22 protein-coding genes are annotated in these 21,658 nt (G+C 40.4%); 8 read left to right on the forward strand and 14 right to left on the reverse strand.

The window, feature by feature from the left end; all coding sequences use genetic code 11:
* Positions 1–114: 114 nt before the first annotated feature.
* Positions 115–1,992: a molecular chaperone HtpG gene (gene htpG, locus BN988_RS15580; protein ID WP_036577893.1), complete on the reverse strand. Its 1,878-nt coding sequence runs from the start codon at positions 1,990–1,992 to the stop codon at positions 115–117.
* A gap of 243 nt (positions 1,993–2,235) precedes the next feature.
* On the opposite strand from htpG, the gene BN988_RS15585 reads away from it, so the two are divergent.
* Genes BN988_RS15585 through gnd form a run of 4 tightly spaced genes read left to right on the forward strand, consistent with a single transcriptional unit; the run spans position 2,236 to position 7,321 of the window.
* On the forward strand, positions 2,236–2,970 hold the full coding sequence (locus tag BN988_RS15585; protein ID WP_036577894.1) for a GntR family transcriptional regulator: 735 nt from the start codon (positions 2,236–2,238) through the stop codon (positions 2,968–2,970).
* A gap of 4 nt (positions 2,971–2,974) precedes the next feature.
* A complete protein-coding gene (gntK, locus tag BN988_RS15590; protein WP_036578289.1) occupies positions 2,975–4,501 on the forward strand; it encodes a gluconokinase in 1,527 nt (508 codons plus the stop codon).
* A gap of 45 nt (positions 4,502–4,546) precedes the next feature.
* Positions 4,547–5,905, forward strand: coding sequence for a gluconate:H+ symporter (locus BN988_RS15595; RefSeq protein WP_036578291.1), 1,359 nt, complete (start codon positions 4,547–4,549; stop codon positions 5,903–5,905).
* A gap of 15 nt (positions 5,906–5,920) precedes the next feature.
* Positions 5,921–7,321 (forward strand): decarboxylating NADP(+)-dependent phosphogluconate dehydrogenase, encoded by a 1,401-nt coding sequence (gene gnd / locus BN988_RS15600; protein WP_390620615.1) that lies wholly within the window; start codon positions 5,921–5,923, stop codon positions 7,319–7,321.
* Between the two features lie 203 nt (positions 7,322–7,524).
* On the opposite strand, the gene BN988_RS18970 is transcribed toward gnd, so the two are convergent.
* Together BN988_RS18970 and BN988_RS19450 are read right to left on the reverse strand one after the other, a co-directional pair.
* Positions 7,525–7,689, reverse strand: a complete 165-nt coding sequence (locus BN988_RS18970) for a hypothetical protein (RefSeq protein WP_155988317.1) — start codon at positions 7,687–7,689, stop codon at positions 7,525–7,527.
* A gap of 595 nt (positions 7,690–8,284) precedes the next feature.
* On the reverse strand, positions 8,285–8,425 hold the full coding sequence (locus tag BN988_RS19450; RefSeq protein ID WP_390620616.1) for a hypothetical protein: 141 nt from the start codon (positions 8,423–8,425) through the stop codon (positions 8,285–8,287).
* A gap of 523 nt (positions 8,426–8,948) precedes the next feature.
* On the opposite strand from BN988_RS19450, the gene BN988_RS15610 reads away from it, so the two are divergent.
* Positions 8,949–10,013 (forward strand): aldo/keto reductase, encoded by a 1,065-nt coding sequence (locus BN988_RS15610; RefSeq protein ID WP_036577898.1) that lies wholly within the window; start codon positions 8,949–8,951, stop codon positions 10,011–10,013.
* Positions 10,014–10,060: 47 nt separating this feature from the next.
* On the opposite strand, the gene BN988_RS15615 is transcribed toward BN988_RS15610, so the two are convergent.
* Positions 10,061–10,273 (reverse strand): hypothetical protein, encoded by a 213-nt coding sequence (locus tag BN988_RS15615; RefSeq protein ID WP_036577900.1) that lies wholly within the window; start codon positions 10,271–10,273, stop codon positions 10,061–10,063.
* 92 nt (positions 10,274–10,365) lie between these two features.
* Between BN988_RS15615 and BN988_RS15620 the strand changes: the two genes are divergently transcribed.
* Complete coding sequence (locus BN988_RS15620) at positions 10,366–11,037, forward strand: SIMPL domain-containing protein (protein WP_036577903.1); 672 nt, start codon at positions 10,366–10,368, stop codon at positions 11,035–11,037.
* A 36-nt stretch (positions 11,038–11,073) separates the two neighbouring features.
* On the opposite strand, the gene BN988_RS19350 is transcribed toward BN988_RS15620, so the two are convergent.
* Together BN988_RS19350 and BN988_RS15625 are read right to left on the reverse strand one after the other, a co-directional pair.
* On the reverse strand, positions 11,074–11,199 hold the full coding sequence (locus BN988_RS19350) for a hypothetical protein (RefSeq protein WP_261796583.1): 126 nt from the start codon (positions 11,197–11,199) through the stop codon (positions 11,074–11,076).
* Positions 11,200–11,209: 10 nt separating this feature from the next.
* Entirely contained in the window at positions 11,210–11,551 is a 342-nt protein-coding gene (locus tag BN988_RS15625) for a YfzA family protein (RefSeq protein WP_036577905.1), read from the reverse strand.
* A 113-nt stretch (positions 11,552–11,664) separates the two neighbouring features.
* Here BN988_RS15625 and BN988_RS15630 point away from each other — a divergent pair, with 113 nt between their 5' ends.
* A complete protein-coding gene (locus BN988_RS15630; RefSeq protein ID WP_036577906.1) occupies positions 11,665–11,985 on the forward strand; it encodes a hypothetical protein in 321 nt (106 codons plus the stop codon).
* Between the two features lie 212 nt (positions 11,986–12,197).
* On the opposite strand, the gene BN988_RS15635 is transcribed toward BN988_RS15630, so the two are convergent.
* Both BN988_RS15635 and BN988_RS15640 read right to left on the reverse strand, forming a co-directional pair.
* Complete coding sequence (locus BN988_RS15635) at positions 12,198–12,620, reverse strand: hypothetical protein (RefSeq protein ID WP_051558042.1); 423 nt, start codon at positions 12,618–12,620, stop codon at positions 12,198–12,200.
* Positions 12,617–12,826, reverse strand: a complete 210-nt coding sequence (locus tag BN988_RS15640; protein WP_036577908.1) for a helix-turn-helix transcriptional regulator — start codon at positions 12,824–12,826, stop codon at positions 12,617–12,619. Before BN988_RS15640 ends, BN988_RS15635 begins: the two co-directional genes overlap by 4 nt.
* A 175-nt stretch (positions 12,827–13,001) precedes the next feature.
* Between BN988_RS15640 and BN988_RS15645 the strand changes: the two genes are divergently transcribed.
* Positions 13,002–13,772: an SDR family NAD(P)-dependent oxidoreductase gene (locus tag BN988_RS15645; RefSeq protein ID WP_036577910.1), complete on the forward strand. Its 771-nt coding sequence runs from the start codon at positions 13,002–13,004 to the stop codon at positions 13,770–13,772.
* 100 nt (positions 13,773–13,872) lie between these two features.
* Here BN988_RS15645 and BN988_RS15650 read toward each other — a convergent pair whose 3' ends face one another.
* The 6 genes from BN988_RS15650 to BN988_RS15675 form a co-directional block, all read right to left on the reverse strand.
* On the reverse strand, positions 13,873–15,858 hold the full coding sequence (locus tag BN988_RS15650; RefSeq protein WP_036577911.1) for an iron ABC transporter permease: 1,986 nt from the start codon (positions 15,856–15,858) through the stop codon (positions 13,873–13,875).
* 4 nt (positions 15,859–15,862) lie between these two features.
* Positions 15,863–16,840 carry an ABC transporter substrate-binding protein gene (locus BN988_RS15655; protein ID WP_036577912.1) on the reverse strand — a complete coding sequence of 326 codons (978 nt, stop codon included), beginning with the start codon at positions 16,838–16,840 and terminating at the stop codon, positions 15,863–15,865.
* Positions 16,841–16,843: 3 nt separating this feature from the next.
* Positions 16,844–17,851: an NAD(P)/FAD-dependent oxidoreductase gene (locus BN988_RS15660; RefSeq protein WP_036577914.1), complete on the reverse strand. Its 1,008-nt coding sequence runs from the start codon at positions 17,849–17,851 to the stop codon at positions 16,844–16,846.
* Positions 17,852–17,854: 3 nt separating this feature from the next.
* On the reverse strand, positions 17,855–18,637 hold the full coding sequence (locus tag BN988_RS15665; RefSeq protein WP_036577916.1) for an ABC transporter ATP-binding protein: 783 nt from the start codon (positions 18,635–18,637) through the stop codon (positions 17,855–17,857).
* Between the two features lie 334 nt (positions 18,638–18,971).
* A complete protein-coding gene (locus BN988_RS15670) occupies positions 18,972–20,366 on the reverse strand; it encodes a right-handed parallel beta-helix repeat-containing protein (RefSeq protein WP_036577919.1) in 1,395 nt (464 codons plus the stop codon).
* 162 nt (positions 20,367–20,528) lie between these two features.
* A complete protein-coding gene (locus tag BN988_RS15675; protein ID WP_036577921.1) occupies positions 20,529–21,509 on the reverse strand; it encodes a Gfo/Idh/MocA family protein in 981 nt (326 codons plus the stop codon).
* Positions 21,510–21,658 lie beyond the last annotated feature (149 nt).

Below are 21,658 nucleotides of genomic sequence, written 5' to 3' on the forward strand. Positions count from 1 at the left end.
CCTAATGGTTGTTACAAAAGCAGCCCCTACTTGGTAAAAAACAAAGGCGACATCTTCTTTTCTTGTGAAGATGTCGCCTTTGTTAGTCTTTGTGCGGAACCCGGTCAATTTCTATTAGACCATCACTTTACAAATATCTCGTGTGAATTCAACTGGATCATTAATCGGTAATCCCTCTATAAGTAATGCTTGATTGTATAGCAGGTTTGTAAATAAATTTAATTTGTCTTTATCTTTTTCGTACGATTGTTTTAAGGATTGGAACACCTCATGGTCAACATTGATTTCCAGCACTTTATCAGCTTGAATCTGTTGGTTATCTGGCATCGCATTTATAACTTTTTCCATTTCAATGGAGATATCACCTTCTGCAGTCAAGCAAACAGGGTGTGATTTTAATCGCTTTGATGCACGAACATTCTTCACTTTACCAGTCAATACTTCTTTCATTGCATCAAATAATTCCTTGTTTTCTTCCTCTTTCTCTTTCGCTTCTTCGTTCTCTTCTTCATCAATTCCAAGGTCTCCACTTGAAACAGATTTAAATTCTTTTTCCTTATAGTTCATAAGCATCTTAATAGCAAATTCGTCAATTTCATCTGTGAAGTATAGAATTTCATAGCCTTTTTCGGCTACCATTTCCGTTTGTGGAAGCTTATCAATCCGGTCAATAGAGTCGCCGATTGCATAGTAAATATACTTCTGATCCTCTGGCATTCTTGATACATATTCTTCTAACGTTACTAGTTTCTTTTCTTTTGAGGAATGGAACAACAGTAGATCCTGCAATACCTCTTTATTTGTACCATAATCACTATATACGCCAAACTTCAGCTGCTGTCCGAATGCTTTAAAGAAGCTTTCATACTTATCACGGTCATCTCGCAGGATGTTTTGTAATTCCTTTTTAATCTTTTTGTTAATGTTCTTTTCAATTAGCTTCAATTGACGATCATGCTGCAACATCTCTCTGGAAATGTTTAAGGATAGGTCTTCTGAATCTACCATTCCTTTTACAAAACTAAAGTAATCTGGCAGTAGATCTGCGCACTTGTCCATAATTAGAACACCATTTGAGTAAAGCTCTAGCCCTTTTTCATACTCTCTCGTGTAATAATTGTATGGAGCATTTTCTGGTATATACAGAATTGCATTATAGCGAATGCTTCCATCCACGTTAATATGAAGGTGTTTCAGTGGCGTATCAAAGCCGTAATGTTTTTCCTTATAGAAGTTCTCATAGTCTTCATCCGTAAGCTCGCTCTTGTTCTTTTTCCAAATTGGAACCATAGAGTTGATCGTTTGTTCGGAGACAACTTCCTCATACTCTTCTTCTGACCCTTCTTTTGGTTTGCTTTCTGTCACATCCATTTTAATTGGGTAGCGAATGAAATCAGAGTACTTTTTCACAATTTGGCGCAAACGGTATTCTTCAAGAAACTCATCATAATTATCTTCGTCGGTGTTTTCTTTAATCTCTAAAACTATTTCAGTACCTGGCTCGTCCTTTTGTACTGGTTTAATTTCGTAGCCATCAGAGCCTTGAGATTGCCATTGGTACGCTTCATCACTATCAATAGATTTTGTAGTGACCGTTACTCTATCTGCCACCATAAAGGCAGCATAGAAACCAACACCAAACTGTCCAATAATGTCGTGCCCATCTTTAATTTCGTTTTCATTTTTAAAATTAAAGGATCCACTTCTAGCAATGGTTCCCAAATTGGATTCCAGTTCTTCCTTTGTCATGCCAATCCCTGTATCTATAACTTTTAATGTTCGTGTATCTTTATTTGGGACAAGTTTTATGTAGTAATTATCTTGCTCAAAGGAAATCTGATCGTCAGTAAGAGCGCGATAATAAATTTTATCCATTGCATCGCTTGAATTAGAAACAAGTTCTCTTAAGAAAACTTCACGCTTGGAGTAAATCGAATTGATTACCATATCCAAAAGCTTTTTTGATTCTGCTTTAAATTCCATCTTTGCCATGTGACATAACTCCCCTTCGTATTTTGTTCATTAGCACTCGGCTAGCTTGAGTGCTAATCCCTCTATGTTTTTAATACCATAATCATTTTTACATGTCAATCCTATTTGCTTCCATTCTCACTAGATATAATTGTAAGTGCTTGGCACGATTGTTTCTAGTCTGGAAAATTAATAAAAGCGTTTACAACAAAAAATACATATGTTAGGATACTTGTATACAAGTATTCATCTTCTATTTAAAGGATGTTGATTCATATGAAAGCCCTTTACCCAGAAAAGAGACTAGTAAATGCGTCAATGGGTGCAAGAGTAGTGGCAGAGTTGCGTATGCGGATTATCACAAAGGCTATTAAAGATGAAACCGTTTTAACCGAAAACCAGCTTGCCAAAGAATTTCAAGTAAGTAGATCACCCATCAGGGAAGCACTTAGGACATTAACCACTGAAAACTTAGTTCGACCTGAACGAATGGGTGTTGTTGTAGTTGGAATTTCCGAAAAAGATATTGAAGAAATATATGATATACGCCTGATGGTGGAATCCTTTGTTTTTGAGCGCTTGCTGCATAAGGATAACGGCAAACTGGTCGGTGAGCTTGAAAAGTTAATTGAAATGATGAAGATTGCGATCAAGTATAAGGATATCGACGAATTTTCTTTTCTCGACCTAGAGTTTCATGAAACGATCATCCGATCCATTGATCATCGTTATATTTCCATGCTTTGGTCGAATATTAAACCCGTTATGGAGTGTTTAATCCTTCTATCCATGCGCTACCGATTGGAAGAGAACGATAAAGACTTTGAGCGTGTGATTGCCAATCATGAATTAATCATGGAATCGATCGCAAACAAAGATACCGATTTGATTAATCAAGCATTTTATAAAAACTTTAATGATGTCCAGAATAAAGTAGAACAGTTATGGAGTAATGAAGAAATGATGAAGATTGCGAGGGAGAGTATTGAATTCAAATAAATATATGCTTGGGGTCGATATTGGGACAACCAGCACAAAAGCAGTATTGTATCGTGAGACGGGCGAAATTGTGGCACAGGAGAACAATGGTTATGAGCTAAGCACACCAGATGTTTCAACAGCTGAGCAAAGTCCGGAAGAAATATTTTTAGCTGTCCGCCTATCTATTAAAAATGTTATGAACCATTCAGGCATTGATCCTGATAACCTATCGTTTATATCGTTCAGCAGTGCGATGCATAGTGTGATTGCCATGGACGAAAAAAATCAGCCTCTGACCCGTTGTATTACATGGGCAGATAACCGTAGTGCCCATTGGGCTAAGAAAATCAAATCAGAGTTGAATGGGCATGACGCTTATTTAAGAACAGGCACACCAATTCATCCAATGTCGCCATTGAGTAAAATTACATGGATACAGCACGATAAGCCGGAAATTGCGCAGAAAGCCAAAAAATACATTGGCATTAAAGAATACGTCTTCTATCAATTGTTTGGCGACTATGTAGTAGATCACTCCATTGCATCAGCAACCGGGATGATGAATCTTAAGTCATTGGAGTGGGATAAGGAAGCCTTGGAAATTGCAGGGATTTCTGCAGACAAATTATCGCGTCTTGCTTCCACAACAGAGATAATAACTGGATGTGACCCTGATTTAGCTCGTGAGATGGGCATTAAAACGAATACGCGCTTTGTTATCGGTGCTAGTGACGGCGTTCTTTCTAACATTGGTGTAAACGCCATCAAGGAAGGGGAAGTTGCTGTCACCATTGGGACAAGTGGTGCCATTCGTACCGTGATCCCTGAGCCAAGAACAGATGCAAAGGGCAGAATTTTTTGCTATGCCTTAACTGAAGATCATTGGGTTATTGGTGGTCCAGTCAATAATGGTGGCATGGTGTTGCGCTGGATTCGTGATGAATTTGCAGCAAGTGAAGTGGAAACGGCAAAACGCTTAGGTGTCGATCCTTATGAGGTTCTAACGAGGATTGCTAGTCGTGTTGAACCAGGCGCAAACGGGTTACTCTTCCATCCATTCTTAGCTGGAGAGCGTGCACCGCTATGGAATGCAAATGTTCGCGGTTCCTTTATTGGATTAACCTTAAATCATAAAAAAGAACATATGGTACGTGCAGCATTAGAAGGTGTCATCTTTAATTTATACTCTGTCTTTCTAGCATTGGTAGAGGTCATGGATACCGATGTAACGGCCATAAAAGCAACAGGCGGATTTGCCAGATCAGAGTTATGGCGCCAAATGATGGCAGATATCTTTGATCAGGATGTTATCATCCCGAAAAGCCATGAGTCATCTTGTCTTGGTGCCTGTCTATTGGGCCTATATGCCGAAGGAAAAATTGACTCCTTTGACGTGGCAGAAGACTTAATCGGCTATACAAACAAACATGAGCCAGATAACGCACACGCAGAATCTTATCGTGAATTGATGGCTATTTTCATACGCATCTCTAGATCCTTGGAAGATGAGTACGAGCAAATCGCTAAGTATCAAGAAAAATTAAAATAACAATAACACTTACTAACTAGATTGGAGCTGAATGCTGTGTCTGTAATGGAAAATCTCACACCCCTTTTTATCGTAGCTTTAGGGGTTGTCGTCTTATTACTATTAATTATGAAATTAAATTTAAATACGTTTATTTCCCTAATCGTTGTCTCGTTTCTAGTGGCTTTAGCATTAGGGATGCCACTTCATGAAATTGTTGGTTCAATTGAAGGCGGGATGGGCAATACACTTGGAGACATTGCTCTAATCTTTGGGTTTGGTGCCATTTTAGGTAAACTTATTTCTGACGCGGGTGGCGCCCAACGTATCGCGCTTACATTAATTAATAAATTTGGAGAAAAAAATATCCAATGGGCCGTTGTAATTGCCTCCTTTATTATTGGTATTGCACTATTTTTCGAGGTTGGTCTAGTATTGCTAGTTCCAATCGTTTATCAAATTGCAAAACAGCTAAAAGTTTCTACCCTTTATTTAGGAATTCCGATGATTGCTGCGTTATCTGTGACTCATGGATTTTTACCACCACATCCAGGGCCAACAGTTATCGCCCAACAATACGGAGCAAATATTGGAATGGTCTTAATTTATGGTTTAATCATTGCACTCCCAACCGTGGTTATAGCGGGTCCGCTATTTACCATAGTTGCAAAAAAACTTGTGCCGGATGCCTTCCAGAAAACCGGGGATATTAAATCATTAGGTGAAGTAAAACAATTTGAAATAGAAGACACACCAGGTTTTGGGATCAGCGTATTTACGGCTATCTTCCCAGTTATTCTTATGGCGTTCGCGACGATTATTGATTTACTGCAAGATGTCTGGGGCGTTTCAGACAATCTATTTTTTGAAATTGTGCACCTGATTGGGGAACCAACGCCTGCATTGCTTTTATCAGTATTGCTAGCTATATACACAATGGGCATTGCACGAAGCATTCCAATGAAAGATGTCATGAAATCGGCAGAAGAATCCATTCGTTCCATTAGTATGATGCTACTCATTATTGGTGGTGGCGGTGTCCTTAAACAAGTGCTTATTGATGGTGGTGTTGGCGATTCTGTGGCAGAATTATTTGAGGGTAGTAGTATGTCACCAATTCTATTGGCATGGATCATCGCTGCTATCTTAAGAATTTCCCTAGGCTCAGCCACAGTAGCCGCATTAACAACAGCAGGACTCGTGATTCCGTTAATGGAAGGAACAGATGTCAATTTAGCATTAATGGTTTTAGCAACAGGGGCCGGTAGCGTAATCGCCTCACACGTTAATGATGCAGGATTTTGGATGTTTAAGGAATTCTTTGGTTTAACCATGAAAGAAACCTTTTCCACATGGACCTTACTAGAAACCGTGATTTCCGTTGTGGGTCTAGGCTTCATTTTACTACTAAGTATATTTGTTTAAAGGATGTGTCATAAATTGAATTCAATAGGTGTATTTGGGCTCGGTGTAATGGGAGCAAACCTTGCAAAAAATATGGTGAATCACCAAGAGAAGGTTGCTGTTTATAATTACACGCCGGATCTAACAGAAAATTTCATTGCCGAATTTCCAAATGAAAATGCGGAGGCACATTACGAGCTTGAAAGCTTTATCGCTTCTTTAGAGAAGCCAAGAAAAATTTTCATGATGGTGACAGCAGGTCCTGTTGTAGACTCTGTTATTAAATCAATGATCCCTTTACTCGAAAAAGGGGATATCATCATGGATGGTGGTAATTCCAACTTTCAAGATTCCAACAGAAGATACCATGAACTTAAACGTGCAGGACTTCACTTTTTAAGCGTTGGTGTTTCTGGCGGTGAAGAAGGTGCGCTTAACGGACCAGCGCTCATGCCAAGTGGCGACCCGGCAGCATACAAACAGGTTGCTCCAATCTTGGAGGGTATTGCTGCACAGGTTGATGGGAAGCCTTGTTGCACCTATTTAGGGAATGAAGGATCAGGTCACTACGTAAAAATGGTTCATAATGGGATTGAATATGCGGACATGCAATTAATTACCGAGGCCTACCAATTCTTACGAGAAAAGCTAGGACTTACAGTAAACGAAATTGCTGATGTATTTAAATCATGGAATGAATCAGAGCTGGAAAGCTATCTGATCGAGATTACAAGCGAAATCCTCACCCATGTGGATGAGGAGACGAAGCAGCCAATGATTGACGTCATTCTAGATAAATCCGGCTCAAAAGGTACTGGTAAATGGACAAGTCAAAATGCTTTAGATGTCGGTGTACCACTCTCCATCATCACAGAGTCTGTATTTGCTAGATACCTTTCCGGACTAAAAGACGAGCGCGTTTTAGCGGAATCTGAATTAACAGGTCCATCTATTATAGATGAGGAAATCGACAAAGAGACATGGCTCAACCTAGTCAAGGAAGCACTTTTCATGGGAAAAATTGCGGCATACGCGCAAGGCTTCCATCAATACAAACAAGCATCTGACCACTATGGATGGGAATTGAAACTCGATGAGATCGCGTTGATTTTCAGAGGCGGCTGTATTATTCGAGCTGATATCCTTAATCCGATTAGTGAAGCCTTTAAGGCAGATCCTAACTTACCAAACCTATTGCTTTCCCCTTACTTCAAGGAAAAAGCAGGTAAGTATCAAGCGTCACTTCGTCAGGTTACGATGAAGGGTATGGAAAACGGCATGTCCTTACCGTGCTTTAGCGCGGCGTTATCCTACTATGATGGCTATCGTTCCGCACAAAGTGGAGCCAATATGATTCAGGCACAGCGTGATTATTTTGGAGCCCATACGTACGAACGGAAAGACAAAGATGGAATTTTCCATACGGAATGGTATTAGGTGATTAAAAACTATACCTGATTGCTAGTAACCGCTAAGAATGTAAAGAGTAATAAAAAAAGCCAAGAGTCTATAATCAAACTAGCTCTTGGCTTTTTTGTACTCTTCATTTCCATGATTTTAGTAGTAAACTGAAATTTATATATAGGTTAAACCATACTCGTCTCCGAGAATGTAATATCCACCTCTTGCCTTTTGCTCAATTAGCCTTTCCCCGATTGAAAAAACAATATGAAAAGCATGTTTGTACTTATCCACCAATCGATAACTTCATTGTCATTCATTCTTCTATTTCCATTAGCTTCTTTTCTTAGATTTTCTAAACGGTCGTTTGTGATACTTCTATAAATATCTAAATGATAACACATGATGATTCCCCCCTTACGTTGTTTTACCTGTTTCTCAACAACTGGGAAGGCTTCAGGTCGGCATGGTGACAGACATATCCCCGAAATTAACTCACTTATAAAAGCAAGCATACTTTCAGGTGGTAATACCAATTATTTCAACTTCTGTTTATAGGGTGTGTGTTCAAAAAAATTTTACCGGACTTTTTGAACAACCTATACTAAAATCACCTTATTTAACGCATTCATCATAATGCAGCCTCCTTTCACCATTAGCTATCGCTTCATATTCATTAACTCACGAAACAACCTTACCAAACAAGGGAAAGAATGGTTATAACCATTCTTTACACCCTCTATCCTTTAGAAAAAATATGGGGTTACTATAAGCAACATGAAAAAGCGTGATGAAAAGATGCCACTTTTTCACCACGCTTTCCTTAATTCAACTCGGCTTTTCCTATGAACGCTTTTACGTTTCTCCGCAAATATTACGCGTTTTATATATGATCTTTCGAATACTGTCTATAGACAAATTGTACATCTGCTCTAGCTCTTCAAGGGAGGTTCCCTCTCTAGACATCTTAAAAATCTCTTCATTTCTCTGGGCAATAATCTACCGTGAACCGTTTACTTCTCCCCATCCCGCCCGTTGACTTTTTTTCTTGGGGATGTAAATCAGTTCTCCCTGAATATATTTCTGCATTTCTTTCAAAAGGTTAGGGGGAAGAACCTCTTTTCCATTTTTGTATTGCACGGTTTACGTCCTCCTTCAAAAGGTCTCCATTGCTACGGTGTTCAAACAGATTCCAATTAATCATCAAACTTCATCTCCTTTCTTCCAGTTTTTTTATTTCTACTTCTTTGTCTTTAAGTATAATCGACTTTTTCAGTTACGGAAAGATGCTAATTTTCCGAATAATAATGAGATAATAAATGGGGTCGCATAATGCGACCCCAAACGTTGAGATTCCCGCTATGCGGAAATCACCTCAAATTCTGCGTAAATCATAATCAGCCTCCTTTCACAAGAGTCTGTCGGTCCGACACCCTTATTAACTCATAGGATATGCTATATGGGCAAGGGAAAGAATGATTATAATTGTTTTTTGCCATCAATACTCATGGCGTAAAATAGAAATCTGAGATGTTTTTCTCAAACCTTGTTTGGTCATTTTATCATCTTTCATTTCCTTATGTTCACTGAACCCTAACGTTTACCCTCCCTTCCAATCAGCGTACTTCTATAATAAAGCGTCATAAATACATGGAGGGATACAATGGAATATATTAATCTAGGAAACTCCGGTCTTCGTGTACCGAAGTATATACTTGGGACCATTCCATTTAGTGGTACAAACGGTTTTGAACCTGCTGGAGATGTAAAAGAAGAAGAGGCCCGCAAGATGGTAGATATTGCATTGGATGCTGGCATCAATATGTTTGATACAGCAAACCTTTATTCTCGCGGTGATGCTGAACGGGTATTAGGTGCAGCAATCAAAGGGCGCCGAGATGAAGTGATATTAACCTCAAAAACAGGCTTCCCACTCAGCGATGATCCGAACGCTCGTGGTGCTTCCCGAATCAATCTAAAAAACTCCATTGATGAATCATTAGAGCGTCTTGGTACAGACTATATCGATCTTTATTTTGTTCATTTGTGGGATGGTCGTACACCGATTGAAGAAACGGTTGAAACCATGACAGAACTCGTAAAATCCGGAAAAATTCGCTACTGGGGTGTTTCCAACTATAGTGGTTGGGCGTTAGCAAGAACGCTATCAATTGCCGAAAAGCCTGGCTATATTGCGCCGGTTTGCCAGCAAATTTATTACACTCCAGAAGCGCGCGAGGCGGAATATGAGCTACTACCAGCAGCGAGTGAAATGGGCATTGGCTCGATGATTTGGAGCCCGCTTGGTGAAGGCCTGCTTACAGGCAAAATTGATCGCGATAACGATGCGCCGAAAAACACAAGACAGGGCGAGGGATGGCCAGAGCCTTGGGTAATGGATGACGAAAGATTATACAACGTCATTGACGCCTTAAAAGAAGTAGCCGAGAAACGTGGAGCGAGCGTTCCGCAAATCGCACTTTCTTGGGTGAAAGATCGACCTAATATTGGGCCCGTGGTCATCGCTGCACGGAATGAAGAACAATTAAAGGAGAATATCGACTCCTTTGAAATAAAATTAACAAAGGAAGAGCATGACAAGATTGAATCTGTCGCACGTCCGGCACCAATCTATCCTCTATGGCACCGTGTAATGGCTGCCATGGATCAAGGATCGCCTTCTGAAATTCCATATTTAGAAGAGTATAAAAAAACACTAGGTATTTAAAGGAAAAGGCATCGGGGCTCTTCCCAATGCCTTTTGTGTATTCTTCATTATTCATTTTTATTTCGAAGTGAATGGATATGAATACCTAAATAGACTAAACCGATAACTAAAGAAATATACGGAAAGTAGTAAACCGACATTTTCATATACGCTAGAGGCTTTTCAGGAAGTATCCATTCACCATACATGACGATAACCCTAATAATAAAAAACATTAGCAGTGACGTTGCAATATAGATCGCTGAAATAACATGGTTCATCAACTTCACTCCTCTCTATCCAAATAAACTACTCTAATCATTTCTCCTAAATCAGCATAGTATTTAAAAAAGGCCGGAGAGGGGAAATGAGAATGTATTATCCATATGTAAATGCTTATAGGCAAAACACGCCCAACGATCATAACGGATCAAACCAGGTTATGACAGTATTAGGAAATGGATCAGTTTCCGTACAGCCTGACGTTGCGAATGTAGAACTGGGAGTGATTACAGAAAACGTCTCCCTCCTAGAAGCTCAACAAGCAAACGCCACTACTATGAATCAAGTTATCGAGGCATTGTTACGATTCGGAGTCCCTCGAGAAAACATACAAACCACTAGTTATACAGTGAATCCTCGCTATGATTTCGTTGATGGCGAACAAATTTTTAAAGGTTACCAAGTATCAAATATGATTACAGTGGAGATAACAGCAATCGATCAAATTGGTAGCATTTTAGATGCAGCTGTAGAGAGTGGAGCAAACCAAGTCAACTCTATTCAATTCACCGTCCAAAATAGCGACACATACGAACAACAGGCACTCCAGGAGGCATTAGCCAACGCCTATGATAAAGCAAACGCGATTGCTACATCTATGCAGGTAAACTTGAACCCCATCCCTTTCAGAATCGAAGAAAGAACAGATACGATGCCAATCCCTTTTTCTAAACTAGCCTTGTCCGCAGAAGCTGGAGCAACACCTATCGAACCAGGACAGATTGTCATTCGTGCTACATTGGAAGTAAAGTTTCGCTATTAATTTTCTTAGCTACTATCGGCAAGTGAGAAGCTGTTATCACAAGTCATTCTTTTTCCTTTCTTGCTGATACAGCTTCTGCATTTTTACATACAGAAGAAAGAAAATGACACCAATACTTGTTAAAGACAATAAAATGAATTTTTCAATAGTCGTTCCAAACATGGTCTCCCCCCTAATTAGATGACCTCTTCGGAACGCTAATTAGGACCAAATCTTTCGTTCCATGAAAAATAATATGAAGTACAGCGAGCAATGTAATAATATTGAAAATCGGGCTTACATACAATATCAACCAATCATAAAAGAACTTCGAATCTACTATACTATATGCCACATCACCCAGTTTATTGCTGTTTGCTTCAAGGAATGTTCCATCAGTCAGTTTATTGCTGTTTGCTTCAAGGAATGTTCCATCAGTCAGAATGAATACAATTTGCATCACAACAAAGCCACCTATTGTAATGACCCACTTTCGGATAAGATTCTTTGATCCTTTCTCTCTCTTTTTCCCCATTTGCGCCCTCCTCTCTACTTGATTAAAAATCAGATGAAGCTTATCACTCATATAATTCTATGCTAAAGTTAATAGTAACGAATGAACAACCAGCAATACTTGGAGGCTACCCCATGAAAGAGACCGTTTCATTAAGAGAACTAAAAGCATACGTTGAAAAGAAAACAAGCAAGAAAACGATTCTAAAAGTAATGTGGAATGATCAGGAGAAGATTACGTTGCTGATCACACCAAATATGAAAATTAACTCTTTTATTCTAGATGAAAAAGAAGGTTATGTGTTTTATGACCTTGAAGGGAAACCCATTCAGCAGTCCATTCCCTGTGTGTTACCTGAAGCTGCTGTCCATGGAGCTAAGGTAACCCTTACGAAGCAGATTAAAATGATGAATCAAGCATTATCCAAGGAAGATATGGCGGAGCTATTACAATAATAGCTCTATCTAAAGAGAGGCATGATCACTCCACTGTCTCTCTACTTAAATCTTCATAATGTGAAACTTCAATCAGTTTTATAGTTACTTTCCATTAATGTAGCACATTAATTAGGAAAGATGGATACTTTGAAGACTTCTGATAAGATTAAGTCCCTAATCTGATCTAGTAGAACCTCGTAAACAAAACTTCTGCTACACCATTAAATGCATCATCTCCTTTTAGCAATGAATGCCCCTATCCCGGAGATCCAAATGAACAAAAAGAAAAAGATCCATAAGTAAAGCAGTGGCACTTCTTCATTTCCTAAAAGCGTAAAGAGCGTCATCCCAATGAATAAGACAGCTAGGAAGATATGCGAGGTGAATGCAAAAAAGCGAAATACATTGCGCGCTACTCGTTCATCGGCTTCCGGTACATTGTCCTTTTTGCGTTTTTTCTTGATCACTTCTATTACTGTTAGAATGACTGCCGCAACTAAACTACCAATTACAACCTCATAAGGGAATTCTCCATTAAAAAGATAAACCAGAGATGCTCCTAAACTAGCCCCAATTGCAGTACATACAATAATAAAAATCCCTCTCCATTTCTCGAAAAACGCTACCCATTTTTTCCTTTCATTTGTTTTCAAGTTTCATCCTCCTCTAAGATAAAGATTTCTTCTATAGGAACATCAAAATAATCTACTAGCTTTAAAGCTAATTCTAGGCTCGGATTATATTTGTTTTTTTCAATAGCATTAATCGTTTGGCGTGTAACTTGAAGATCCTCCGCCATTCGAATTTGCGTGATCCCTTTTTCAATCCGGATCTTTTTAATATGATTGACCACTCCCATATGTTCGACCTCCATGCGACGGTAAAGATATCTTTACATATAGAGTAGCAAAGATCTCCGTATACGTAAAGATATCTTTACATCATGTTTGGTTGTCTTTATTTCGGGAACAGAAATATTATAGGCGATATGAACCATATATATTAAAGAAAACAACAGAAAGGATGGTATCTTTATGACTAGATTAGAAGGTAAAGCAGCAGTTATTACAGGTGGTGCCGGCGGTATCGGGAAGAAAACAGCCGAAACCTTTTTAAAAGAAGGTGCTAAAGTACTATTAGTAGATATGAACCAGGATGCGTTAGATGAAGTAAAATCTGACCTAGATCAGTTTGGTGAAGTTGCCACAGTGAAGGCCAACGTAACCAATGAGGAAGAAGTAAAAGGGTATGTGAATAAAGCGAAAGAAGAATTCGGATCTATTGATATCTTTTTCAATAACGCAGGGATTGAAGGCGAAGTTGCCCCAATTGCGGAACAAAAACTAGAAGACTATCAAAAGGTTATGGCCGTGAATGGCGAAGGAGTATTCCTTGGGCTGAAACACGTGCTTCCCGTCATGTCTGAGCAAGAAAGTGGTAGCATTATCAATACTTCTTCTGTTGCCGGACTTGGTGGCTTTCCAGGGCTTGCTCCATATGTAGCATCTAAACACGCGATTGTTGGTTTAACCAAATCAGCTGCAGTGGAAATCGCTGATAAAGGGGTCCGCGTCAACTCTATTCATCCATCACCAGTTAATACAAGGATGATGCGGTCCATCGAGAAAGGCCAAAACCCGGACGACCCAAGCAGCTCAAAAGAGGAGCAAACGAAAGCAATCCCACTAGCACGTTACGGGGAAGCAGAGGACATTGCCAATTTAGTACTCTTCCTTGCTTCTGACGAAAGTAAGTTTATCACCGGTTCAGAATATCGTGTTGATGGTGGCTTAACAGCAAATTAATTAGTAAGAAACGCATTGAAGCGTAGGGGGAGTTATCCGTCTCCTAGCAAAAAAGCATCCATTCCCTCTAAATAAAGGGGGAGGATGCTTTTTGCTATTTTTATTTACCCTTCACCGTATTGGTTTTCTTCAATAAATAAAGTAGATATGGTGCGCCGATTAAGGAAACGATAATCCCAGCTGGAATTTCTTTAGGTGCCAGAATAAAACGACCAAGAAAATCAGCAGATAACAGGAGTATGCCACCGACCGCTAAGGTTAACGGCAATAACCGCAGCAATTTAGGGCCGACAAGCTGCCTTGCAATATGAGGAGATAACAGTCCAACAAAGCTAATCGCACCAACAATTGAAACACAGATAGCCGATAAAACCACACCAAGCACAATCATTAATAATCTTATTCGATCTGTTTTAACCCCAAGGCCAATCGAAACGGCATCCCCAAAGGACATGATCTCAAACGTTGTAGCCAAGGAAACCACAATCGGAAAAATAATAATCATCGCTATGATGAAGATGATAAAGTGACCCCAACCCACGCCATATGTGCTACCAGCTAGCCATGTTAGAGCCTGGGTAGCATGCACGTTGGCCTTTACGAGTAAAATCTGAATGATGGCAGCACCAACCGCAGAAATCGCAATCCCCATTAAAAGGAGAATCATAGGCTGGAACCCACTCCGTGCACTAATTGCAAGTACAATTCCCATGGTAATAAGAGCACCAAGTAATGCACCGATTGGAACGAATATAAAAGGAGCCTGTGGGAAAACGATGATAAACAACATGGCAAACACACTAGCCCCAGACGTTATTCCAAGTACAGAAGCATCAGCAAGCGGGTTTCTCAACACCGTTTGCATCAAAAGACCACTTATTGCCATCATCATTCCGACACCGAAGCTAACAAATACACGCGGCACGCGGATGTCCCAAACAAATGTGTTGTACATGATTTCCTGCGGTAATTCTAGCAACTTCGTGAAACTGGTTCCACCGAAAGATAGACTCGTCATCACAATTAGTAATGTTACAACGGCAAGAATGGGATAAAACAGTTTGTAGCGCGTGATACGTATTTTACCTTCTAAGGCATTCCCTGCCGCACGTGACTGGGAGCTCATTTTCAATGCTAAGTAAACAAGCCATGGAGCTCCAACAATTGCGGTCATTGCGCCGACAGGCAGTTCAGAAGTTTGCGAGATGATACGTACTAAAATGTCTGCCGCAATTAACAAGCTGGCCCCCACAACAATGTTGCCAAAGATCATGGTGCGGTGCATTCTGAAGCCCATTAGGCGGACTAAATGTGGCGCAATAATACCAACAAATCCAATTGGCCCTACAACAGTTACCGTAACCGCCGCAAGCAAAATAGCAATTGCCCAGCCTAGAAGCTTGCTTAATGTAATATTTTGTCCCAGCCCAATCGCTGTTTCATCACCTAATAGTAAAATATCAAATCGTCGACTCACAATAAGTGCTACGACAAGGGTAATCAGGATCCATGGTGCGGCAAATTGCACTCCACCCCAGTCAAGTTGTAAAAGGGTACCTGCTCCCCAAAGGAAAAGCCCTGAAACTTCATTTTGAAACAATAGCTGCAGTGCACTCGTAAACGAGGAAAACAACATCGTGACAATCATCCCTGTTAATGCAATACGCACAGGGTCTAGCGACTTTCCTACGAGAAACGTTACACAGAGAGCAGCTAATATACCACCTGCCATGGTAACAGCAATTGGGGAAGCCCCACTAATACCCGGAAAGAAAATCGTGAAAAAAACGACGAAAAAGTAAGCACCTGCATGGATACCTAGCGTACTTGCACTTGCAAGTGGATTTTTCGTCATCGTTTGCAATAGCATTCCAGCTACCGCTAATGCAGCTCCCGCCAAACAACCAACCACAAAACGGGGCATACGACTATGTAATAAGAAATTCATTTGTTGCTCATCGTGCCAAACCTCTGTCCAAAATGCAAAAAATCCACCTGAAGCTTGTCCCTGGCTCACGTGAATGAGGCCAAGGACAAGAAACAATAGGATACTTCCAATAGAATATAGCGTAGCTTTTACATTCATAGCATTAGTTCACGAGCGCTTCTTCTAGCTGCTCAATTAATGTCTCCATTGATAAGACACTACCGAATGTCCAAACTCCTGGCCCTACGTCATACATGTTGCCTTCTTCAACAAAGGTTAAGCCGTTCCATGCACTGTTTCCTGACAAATTGTCAAACAACGGATCATCCTCTTGCACCGTATGGATAAAGAGCGCCTCATCATAATTGGATACACCTTCTACATTCGCTTCAATAAACCCACTTGATTGCGGTTCCTGATCTTGGATTTTGTTTGTTAGTCCTAGACCTTCTAACACATGGCTCACCGTAGAGTTTTCAGTAAATAGACGGAAGGTAGGAGCTTCATTTACCGTATAGGCTTGTGTGAATACAAACTCCTTCGTTGGCAATTCAGCCGCTTCAATTTTCTCAGCACCTTCAGCCATTCGCTCCTCTAAATGCGTAATATGTTCTTCGGCTTCCTGCTCTTTTCCTACTAACTTAGCAGTTTGCTTAAATGTTTTTAACATATCGGCATATAAATCCTCAATTGCTTCATCAGATGTGTTTTCATACATCACAACAGGTGCGATCTTCTCTAACTCTTCTTTTAGCTCACCTTGATACCCTTTCATGCCGATAATGACATCTGGCTCAAGCTTCGCGATTTCTTCAATATTCGGCTCTGTTCTCAGCCCGACCTCTGTTACACTATCATCTAACTTCTCATCAATGGTTACCCATTTATTAAAGCCTTCAATATCGGTAACGCCGACTGGTTGTACCCCAACAGCTAGTAATTCCTCAACAATACTCCACTCGATTGCCACAACTTTTTGTGGTGCCTCATCAAACTCCTGTTCACCAAAACCATCTTCAATTACAATCTTTTCACTTGCTGTATCTTCTGACTCGGAGGAGCTAGTATCCGCTTCATCTTGTTGCATACATCCTGCTAAAACAAGAACCCCAACTAATAATATAAATAAGATCTTTTTCATTTCTTATAACTCCAATTCTGCGTATATTTTTTTGTTTTTATTTTTAAATGACTCATGATGGGAAGAAACCATGGCTGTTTTAACAGCAGTAGGCTCAATAAATTGCTTTGCACGGTTTACAGCATTCGCTGCATCATGAAACGCACCGGCAATTAAATGAACTTTTCCATCATAATTAACCGCATCTCCTGCTGCAAAAATCCCCGGAACAGAGGTCTCTGCCATACTAGTTCCTTGAATCCCGAACTCAGGATGCATTTTAATATCCACTTCACTTTGCTCCTGTAAATCGTTTTGACTATCGTAACCGTGATTAATAATCACTTCCTCAACTGGAAGCTGTTCTGTCCCATTCAAGGTTACACTTTCAATATAATCGTTACCATTCAACCCTGTAATAACAGATTGATAGATTACCTCTACGGAACTGTTCAAGAGTCTTTCAATTTCTGCTTCGTGGCCTGATAGGTGATCCTTACGGTATGTGACATACACCTTTTTCGCAATTGGCTCTAAGGTATTTGCCCAGTCAACGGCAGAATTTCCGCCACCAGAAATCAACACGACTTTATCTTTAAAACGGGCTAAAGATTTTACCGTATAATGTAAATTTGTTTGAATGAATTTCTCCTCACCTGCTAGGCCAATTTTTTTCGGTGTAAGAATTCCACTACCTGTTGCGAGAATAACCGTTTTACTGGTATGAGTCTCTCCTGTTTCAGTAGATAAAAGGAACCCACCATCTTGTTGTGAAATCCCTTCCACTTTTGAATTAAGCACAACAGTTGGGTCGAAAAGAATAGCCTGTTCAGAAAGTCGCGTAATAAGTTGCTCACCTAAAAGTGGTGGCATTCCTCCGACGTCCCAAATCATTTTTTCTGGATACGCATGTATTTTTCCACCTAGCACAGCCTGGCTGTCAATGAGTTTCGTCTTCATGCCACGCAACCCGCTATAAAAAGATGCGTATAAACCTGCTGGACCAGTACCTATTATGGTTACATCATACATGGGCTACGCCTCCTTCATGCCGTACGAAAGACATATCGGATTTTGGCTAAATGGACAGACAGTCAGCATCGCCTGAATTTGGAACACGTCCTGCAGGTTTGGTGCGGTCATCACTTCATGCGGTGCACCTTGTTGTAAGACTTTTCCGTCTCGCATCGCAATAAGGTTATGTGAAAATCTTGAAGCATGGTTCAAATCATGTAATACCATCACAATGGTTTTGTTCTGTTCTTTATTAAGCTTATCCAACAGCTGTAAAATATCAAGCTGATGGGCCATATCTAAGTATGTTGTCGGTTCATCCAGAATGACGACTTCGGTATCCTGAGCAAGTGCCATGGCAATCCAGACACGTTGGCGTTGACCGCCAGATAGCGCTTCAACTGGACGGGATTCTAACTCCGTTAACCCGGTTGCTTCAAGAGCCCAGTCAATCGCATCCAAGTCTTCCTGCTTTTGTTTACCAAACTTGGACTGATGAGGAAAACGACCATATGTGATCAGTTCTCTCACTGTTAAACCAGCCGGCGCCTCCGCTGATTGTGGCAAAATAGCCATTTTACGAGCTATATCTTTTGTAGAGGTTCGACTAATGGCTTTTCCATCTAAGTAAATCGCACCACTATTCGCTTTTAAAATTCGGGCAATGGTCTTGATTAATGTAGACTTCCCACATCCATTCGGGCCGATTACTGTCGTGATTTTCCCTTTTGGAATAGTAAGGTTTAATGAATCTATAATAAGTGCATCACCGTATCCGACTTGCACATCTTCTACCTGTATCATGTGTTCACCTCAATTGATAATGATTATCATTACTACTGATACTATAGGTATATGTTTAATTTGTCAATTGAATTCGCAAAGTTTTCACTGTTTTGTAGGAGTTTTCTCACAAGTTCGGAAATGTTCGCTCACTCTCAAGCGATGTTCTCTCTTCCTCGGCTGATGTTTCCTCGCTCTCAGACGATGTTCTCACTTTCTCGGCCGATGTTTCCTCGCTCTCGGACGATGTTCTCACTTTCTCCGCCGATGTTTTCTTGCTCTCGGGCGATATACCCACACCACAGGCCACGAATCAAATGGAGACATAAAAAAATCTAGCAAGCTGCTAGATTTTTCATTCGATAATCTCTGTCGCAGGAGAATTCTCTTCCAATTGAAAGTCTCCTTCTTCAGGATTAATATAATTCACTTCCAGATAGTCTGACTCCTCATCACTTTCAGAAGCTGCTTTGAACGCTGGGAACGAAGTATATTCTTCGTCTTTCCACACCCATATAGCTCCTTTGCCTTCTTCCTTATCAAAGACGTTCCGGGATAACGTATTGTTTTGGTTTGTTGTAAAATAGTTGGCGATAAACAGACGGGAAGATCCTGCAGTGAGAATGTTTTTTTCAATGACGTTATTTCTCGTGTCATGCTGAATTAAAAGTTGCCCACCATCTAGTCCCACCGTGTCATTACGATACATTGTATTTTGTGAGATGGTAGAATTGATTGTTCCTCCGCGTTCCTCGTCATATCCTCCTATTGAAATGCCGGTATAGAAGTTCTCATACACTGTATTGTTCAGCACTTCAATGTTCTCGGCATACTTCCCAGCATGTTCCGAGGTTACTTCTATTCCAATATCACTTTTATAAATGGTGTTCTCTTCTATGATTATATCTTTCCCACCATCCACATAAATGCCACCAGCACTATAATCTTCCCCATAAGCTGGATTGCCAAATGAAGAGATGTTGTGTATTTCATTGTTTTTAACAATGCCGTTTCTCACATAATCATCATCAGGTGAAACCCCTTCGTATCCAATTAAATCAATTCCAATATTGTCATTTCGACGAACGAGATTATCTTCAACTCTGAAACCGTCAATATCACCATTTAGCACGAGAGCTTCACTTGCACCAAGCTTTAAATCTTCTACCGTATTATGCAAAATATTGATGTCGCTCATGGGGCCTGTGCCGTAAACTGCAATACCATGGGCATTTCCATCATCTGAATGGGTCTCCACAGAGCGCACATGGTTATCTTCCAATGTAATATGACTGCTCGTTCCTGTGACATACATTCCCATTACTGTTTCGTCAGCTAAGTCCGTTGTCAAATCTTCAATGGTTAAGCCACGTATGGTCACATGATCTTGATTTTCTATTGTGACAAGGGCAGTATCTCCCTCTTCATCTAGTAGATTCTCACCGCTGAGCACCACTTTTTCTTGCTTATATGGCTGAAAAACAATGGGGCTTGATTTCGTACCACTGTGCTGTACGACAAGCTTTTCCTTATACGTTCCTTCTCGTAGATAAACCATTGTTCCTGCTTTCGCCTCTGATGCAGCTTTGTTTAATGTACGATAAGGCTGTGATTTGGTGCCATTCTGCTCGTCATTTCCATCTGTTGCTACGTAGATAACGCTATCTTTCTCGGCGGTCAAACTAATTGTTATACCTATTCCAATAATAATTACTGCTGTAAGTACTAGGATAATTATGGTCTTTTTCATGATGTCGCTCCTTAACGCATACCTCTCTTAAATGTAGAACTTGCCTGTTTTTTACTGCCAGTATAAACCTAGCCTGTTTGTACGGCTTCCACACATCAGCTTTATCAGCTGACACGCGATTAAAGCCCCTATAAAAAGACATAATTGCTTAAAAATATACCCTTAATGCTTCCCCAATTTATCTAATACCCAGTTGGCTCTCGCACCGTTCTCACCTGTACTTGGGGATTTAGTATCTTCTCCAGTTAATTCTTCTACCATCATGGTTACAAGAGGCTGTTGAATATGCTGGGGGCGCTCAAATTTCCATTGCTGCTCTCCAGCTGCAGTTGTTAATACAACTGGATCATCCCCAAACGTAGAGAAGGTAATTTTTCCTTCACTGCCTACAATTTCGTTTACATCCACATTCTCAAAAGCTGCAAAGCACCAATTTCCTACACCATGTACACCAGAATCAAAACGGTACGTACCTGTCACGATATCCTCAGCCTGGTAATAACCAGCCTGGTTTGACGCAATTCCATGAACGTCTTTGATTGGTCCGAGTAGAAAATCTAAGATATCTAGTGTGTGACTAGCTAAATCGTAGAATAGCCCCCCACCTGACATTGCAGGCTGCAGTCTCCATGGGAGTTCTTCTCCCTTTTTTACTTCATCGGCTGTTTTTTGATACTGCGTACTCGAAACAAAACGCACATCTCCAATCGCCTTACGATTCAATAATTCTTTTATTTTTAGAAAACGTGGCTGCGCTCGTCGATAATAGGCAACATATAATGGTACCCCAGCTGCTTTGCAGGCGGCGATCATGTCATTGCATTCCTCGAAATCAATGGCCATAGGCTTTTCCACATAAACCGGCTTCCCTGCCGCGGCAACTTTTAACGTGTATTCCTTGTGTGACCCAGGTGGTGTTGCAATATAGACTGCATCTACCTCAGGATCCTGTATAAGCGCATCCGCGTCATCATACCATTTCGGGACATTGTGTCGCTCAGCGTAGTCCTTCGCTAGTTCGCCATTACGTCGCATCACAGCAACCAACTCAGAATTCTTAACCTTTTGAAAGGCTGGCCCACTCTTCACTTCGGTCACATTTCCACAACCAATTATTCCCCAACGAACTTTTTCTAATTTCATGTACTTTCCCTCCCTTTTTATGGTGCTAAATAGCCTTTATTACCAAACAGGTTTCATTCTACCTTTATAAAATTAGCAAATCCTAATTCATTAGCTCTCATCAGTATAACAAAAAAAGACGGTTACCCAGGTAACCGCCTCGTAAAAGC

Origin of the sequence: Oceanobacillus picturae (assembly GCF_000612865.1) — a bacterium.
Taxonomy (GTDB): Bacteria; Bacillota; Bacilli; order Bacillales; family Amphibacillaceae; genus Oceanobacillus_B; species Oceanobacillus_B jordanicus.

Coding starts and splice junctions, on each gene's coding strand:
- htpG (WP_036577893.1), bottom strand. CDS start 1,992: ATGGCAAAGATGGAATTTAAAGCAGAATCAAAAAAGCTTTTGGATATG.
- BN988_RS15585 (WP_036577894.1), top strand. CDS start 2,236: ATGTTGATTCATATGAAAGCCCTTTACCCAGAAAAGAGACTAGTAAAT.
- gntK (WP_036578289.1), top strand. CDS start 2,975: ATGCTTGGGGTCGATATTGGGACAACCAGCACAAAAGCAGTATTGTAT.
- BN988_RS15595 (WP_036578291.1), top strand. CDS start 4,547: ATGGAAAATCTCACACCCCTTTTTATCGTAGCTTTAGGGGTTGTCGTC.
- BN988_RS18970 (WP_155988317.1), bottom strand. CDS start 7,689: ATGTGTTATCATTTAGATATTTATAGAAGTATCACAAACGACCGTTTA.
- BN988_RS15610 (WP_036577898.1), top strand. CDS start 8,949: ATGGAATATATTAATCTAGGAAACTCCGGTCTTCGTGTACCGAAGTAT.
- BN988_RS15615 (WP_036577900.1), bottom strand. CDS start 10,273: ATGAACCATGTTATTTCAGCGATCTATATTGCAACGTCACTGCTAATG.
- BN988_RS15620 (WP_036577903.1), top strand. CDS start 10,366: ATGTATTATCCATATGTAAATGCTTATAGGCAAAACACGCCCAACGAT.
- BN988_RS19350 (WP_261796583.1), bottom strand. CDS start 11,199: ATGTTTGGAACGACTATTGAAAAATTCATTTTATTGTCTTTAACAAGT.
- BN988_RS15625 (WP_036577905.1), bottom strand. CDS start 11,551: ATGGGGAAAAAGAGAGAGAAAGGATCAAAGAATCTTATCCGAAAGTGG.
- BN988_RS15630 (WP_036577906.1), top strand. CDS start 11,665: ATGAAAGAGACCGTTTCATTAAGAGAACTAAAAGCATACGTTGAAAAG.
- BN988_RS15640 (WP_036577908.1), bottom strand. CDS start 12,826: ATGGGAGTGGTCAATCATATTAAAAAGATCCGGATTGAAAAAGGGATC.
- BN988_RS15645 (WP_036577910.1), top strand. CDS start 13,002: ATGACTAGATTAGAAGGTAAAGCAGCAGTTATTACAGGTGGTGCCGGC.
- BN988_RS15650 (WP_036577911.1), bottom strand. CDS start 15,858: ATGAATGTAAAAGCTACGCTATATTCTATTGGAAGTATCCTATTGTTT.
- BN988_RS15655 (WP_036577912.1), bottom strand. CDS start 16,840: ATGAAAAAGATCTTATTTATATTATTAGTTGGGGTTCTTGTTTTAGCA.
- BN988_RS15660 (WP_036577914.1), bottom strand. CDS start 17,851: ATGTATGATGTAACCATAATAGGTACTGGTCCAGCAGGTTTATACGCA.
- BN988_RS15665 (WP_036577916.1), bottom strand. CDS start 18,637: ATGATACAGGTAGAAGATGTGCAAGTCGGATACGGTGATGCACTTATT.
- BN988_RS15670 (WP_036577919.1), bottom strand. CDS start 20,366: ATGAAAAAGACCATAATTATCCTAGTACTTACAGCAGTAATTATTATT.
- BN988_RS15675 (WP_036577921.1), bottom strand. CDS start 21,509: ATGAAATTAGAAAAAGTTCGTTGGGGAATAATTGGTTGTGGAAATGTG.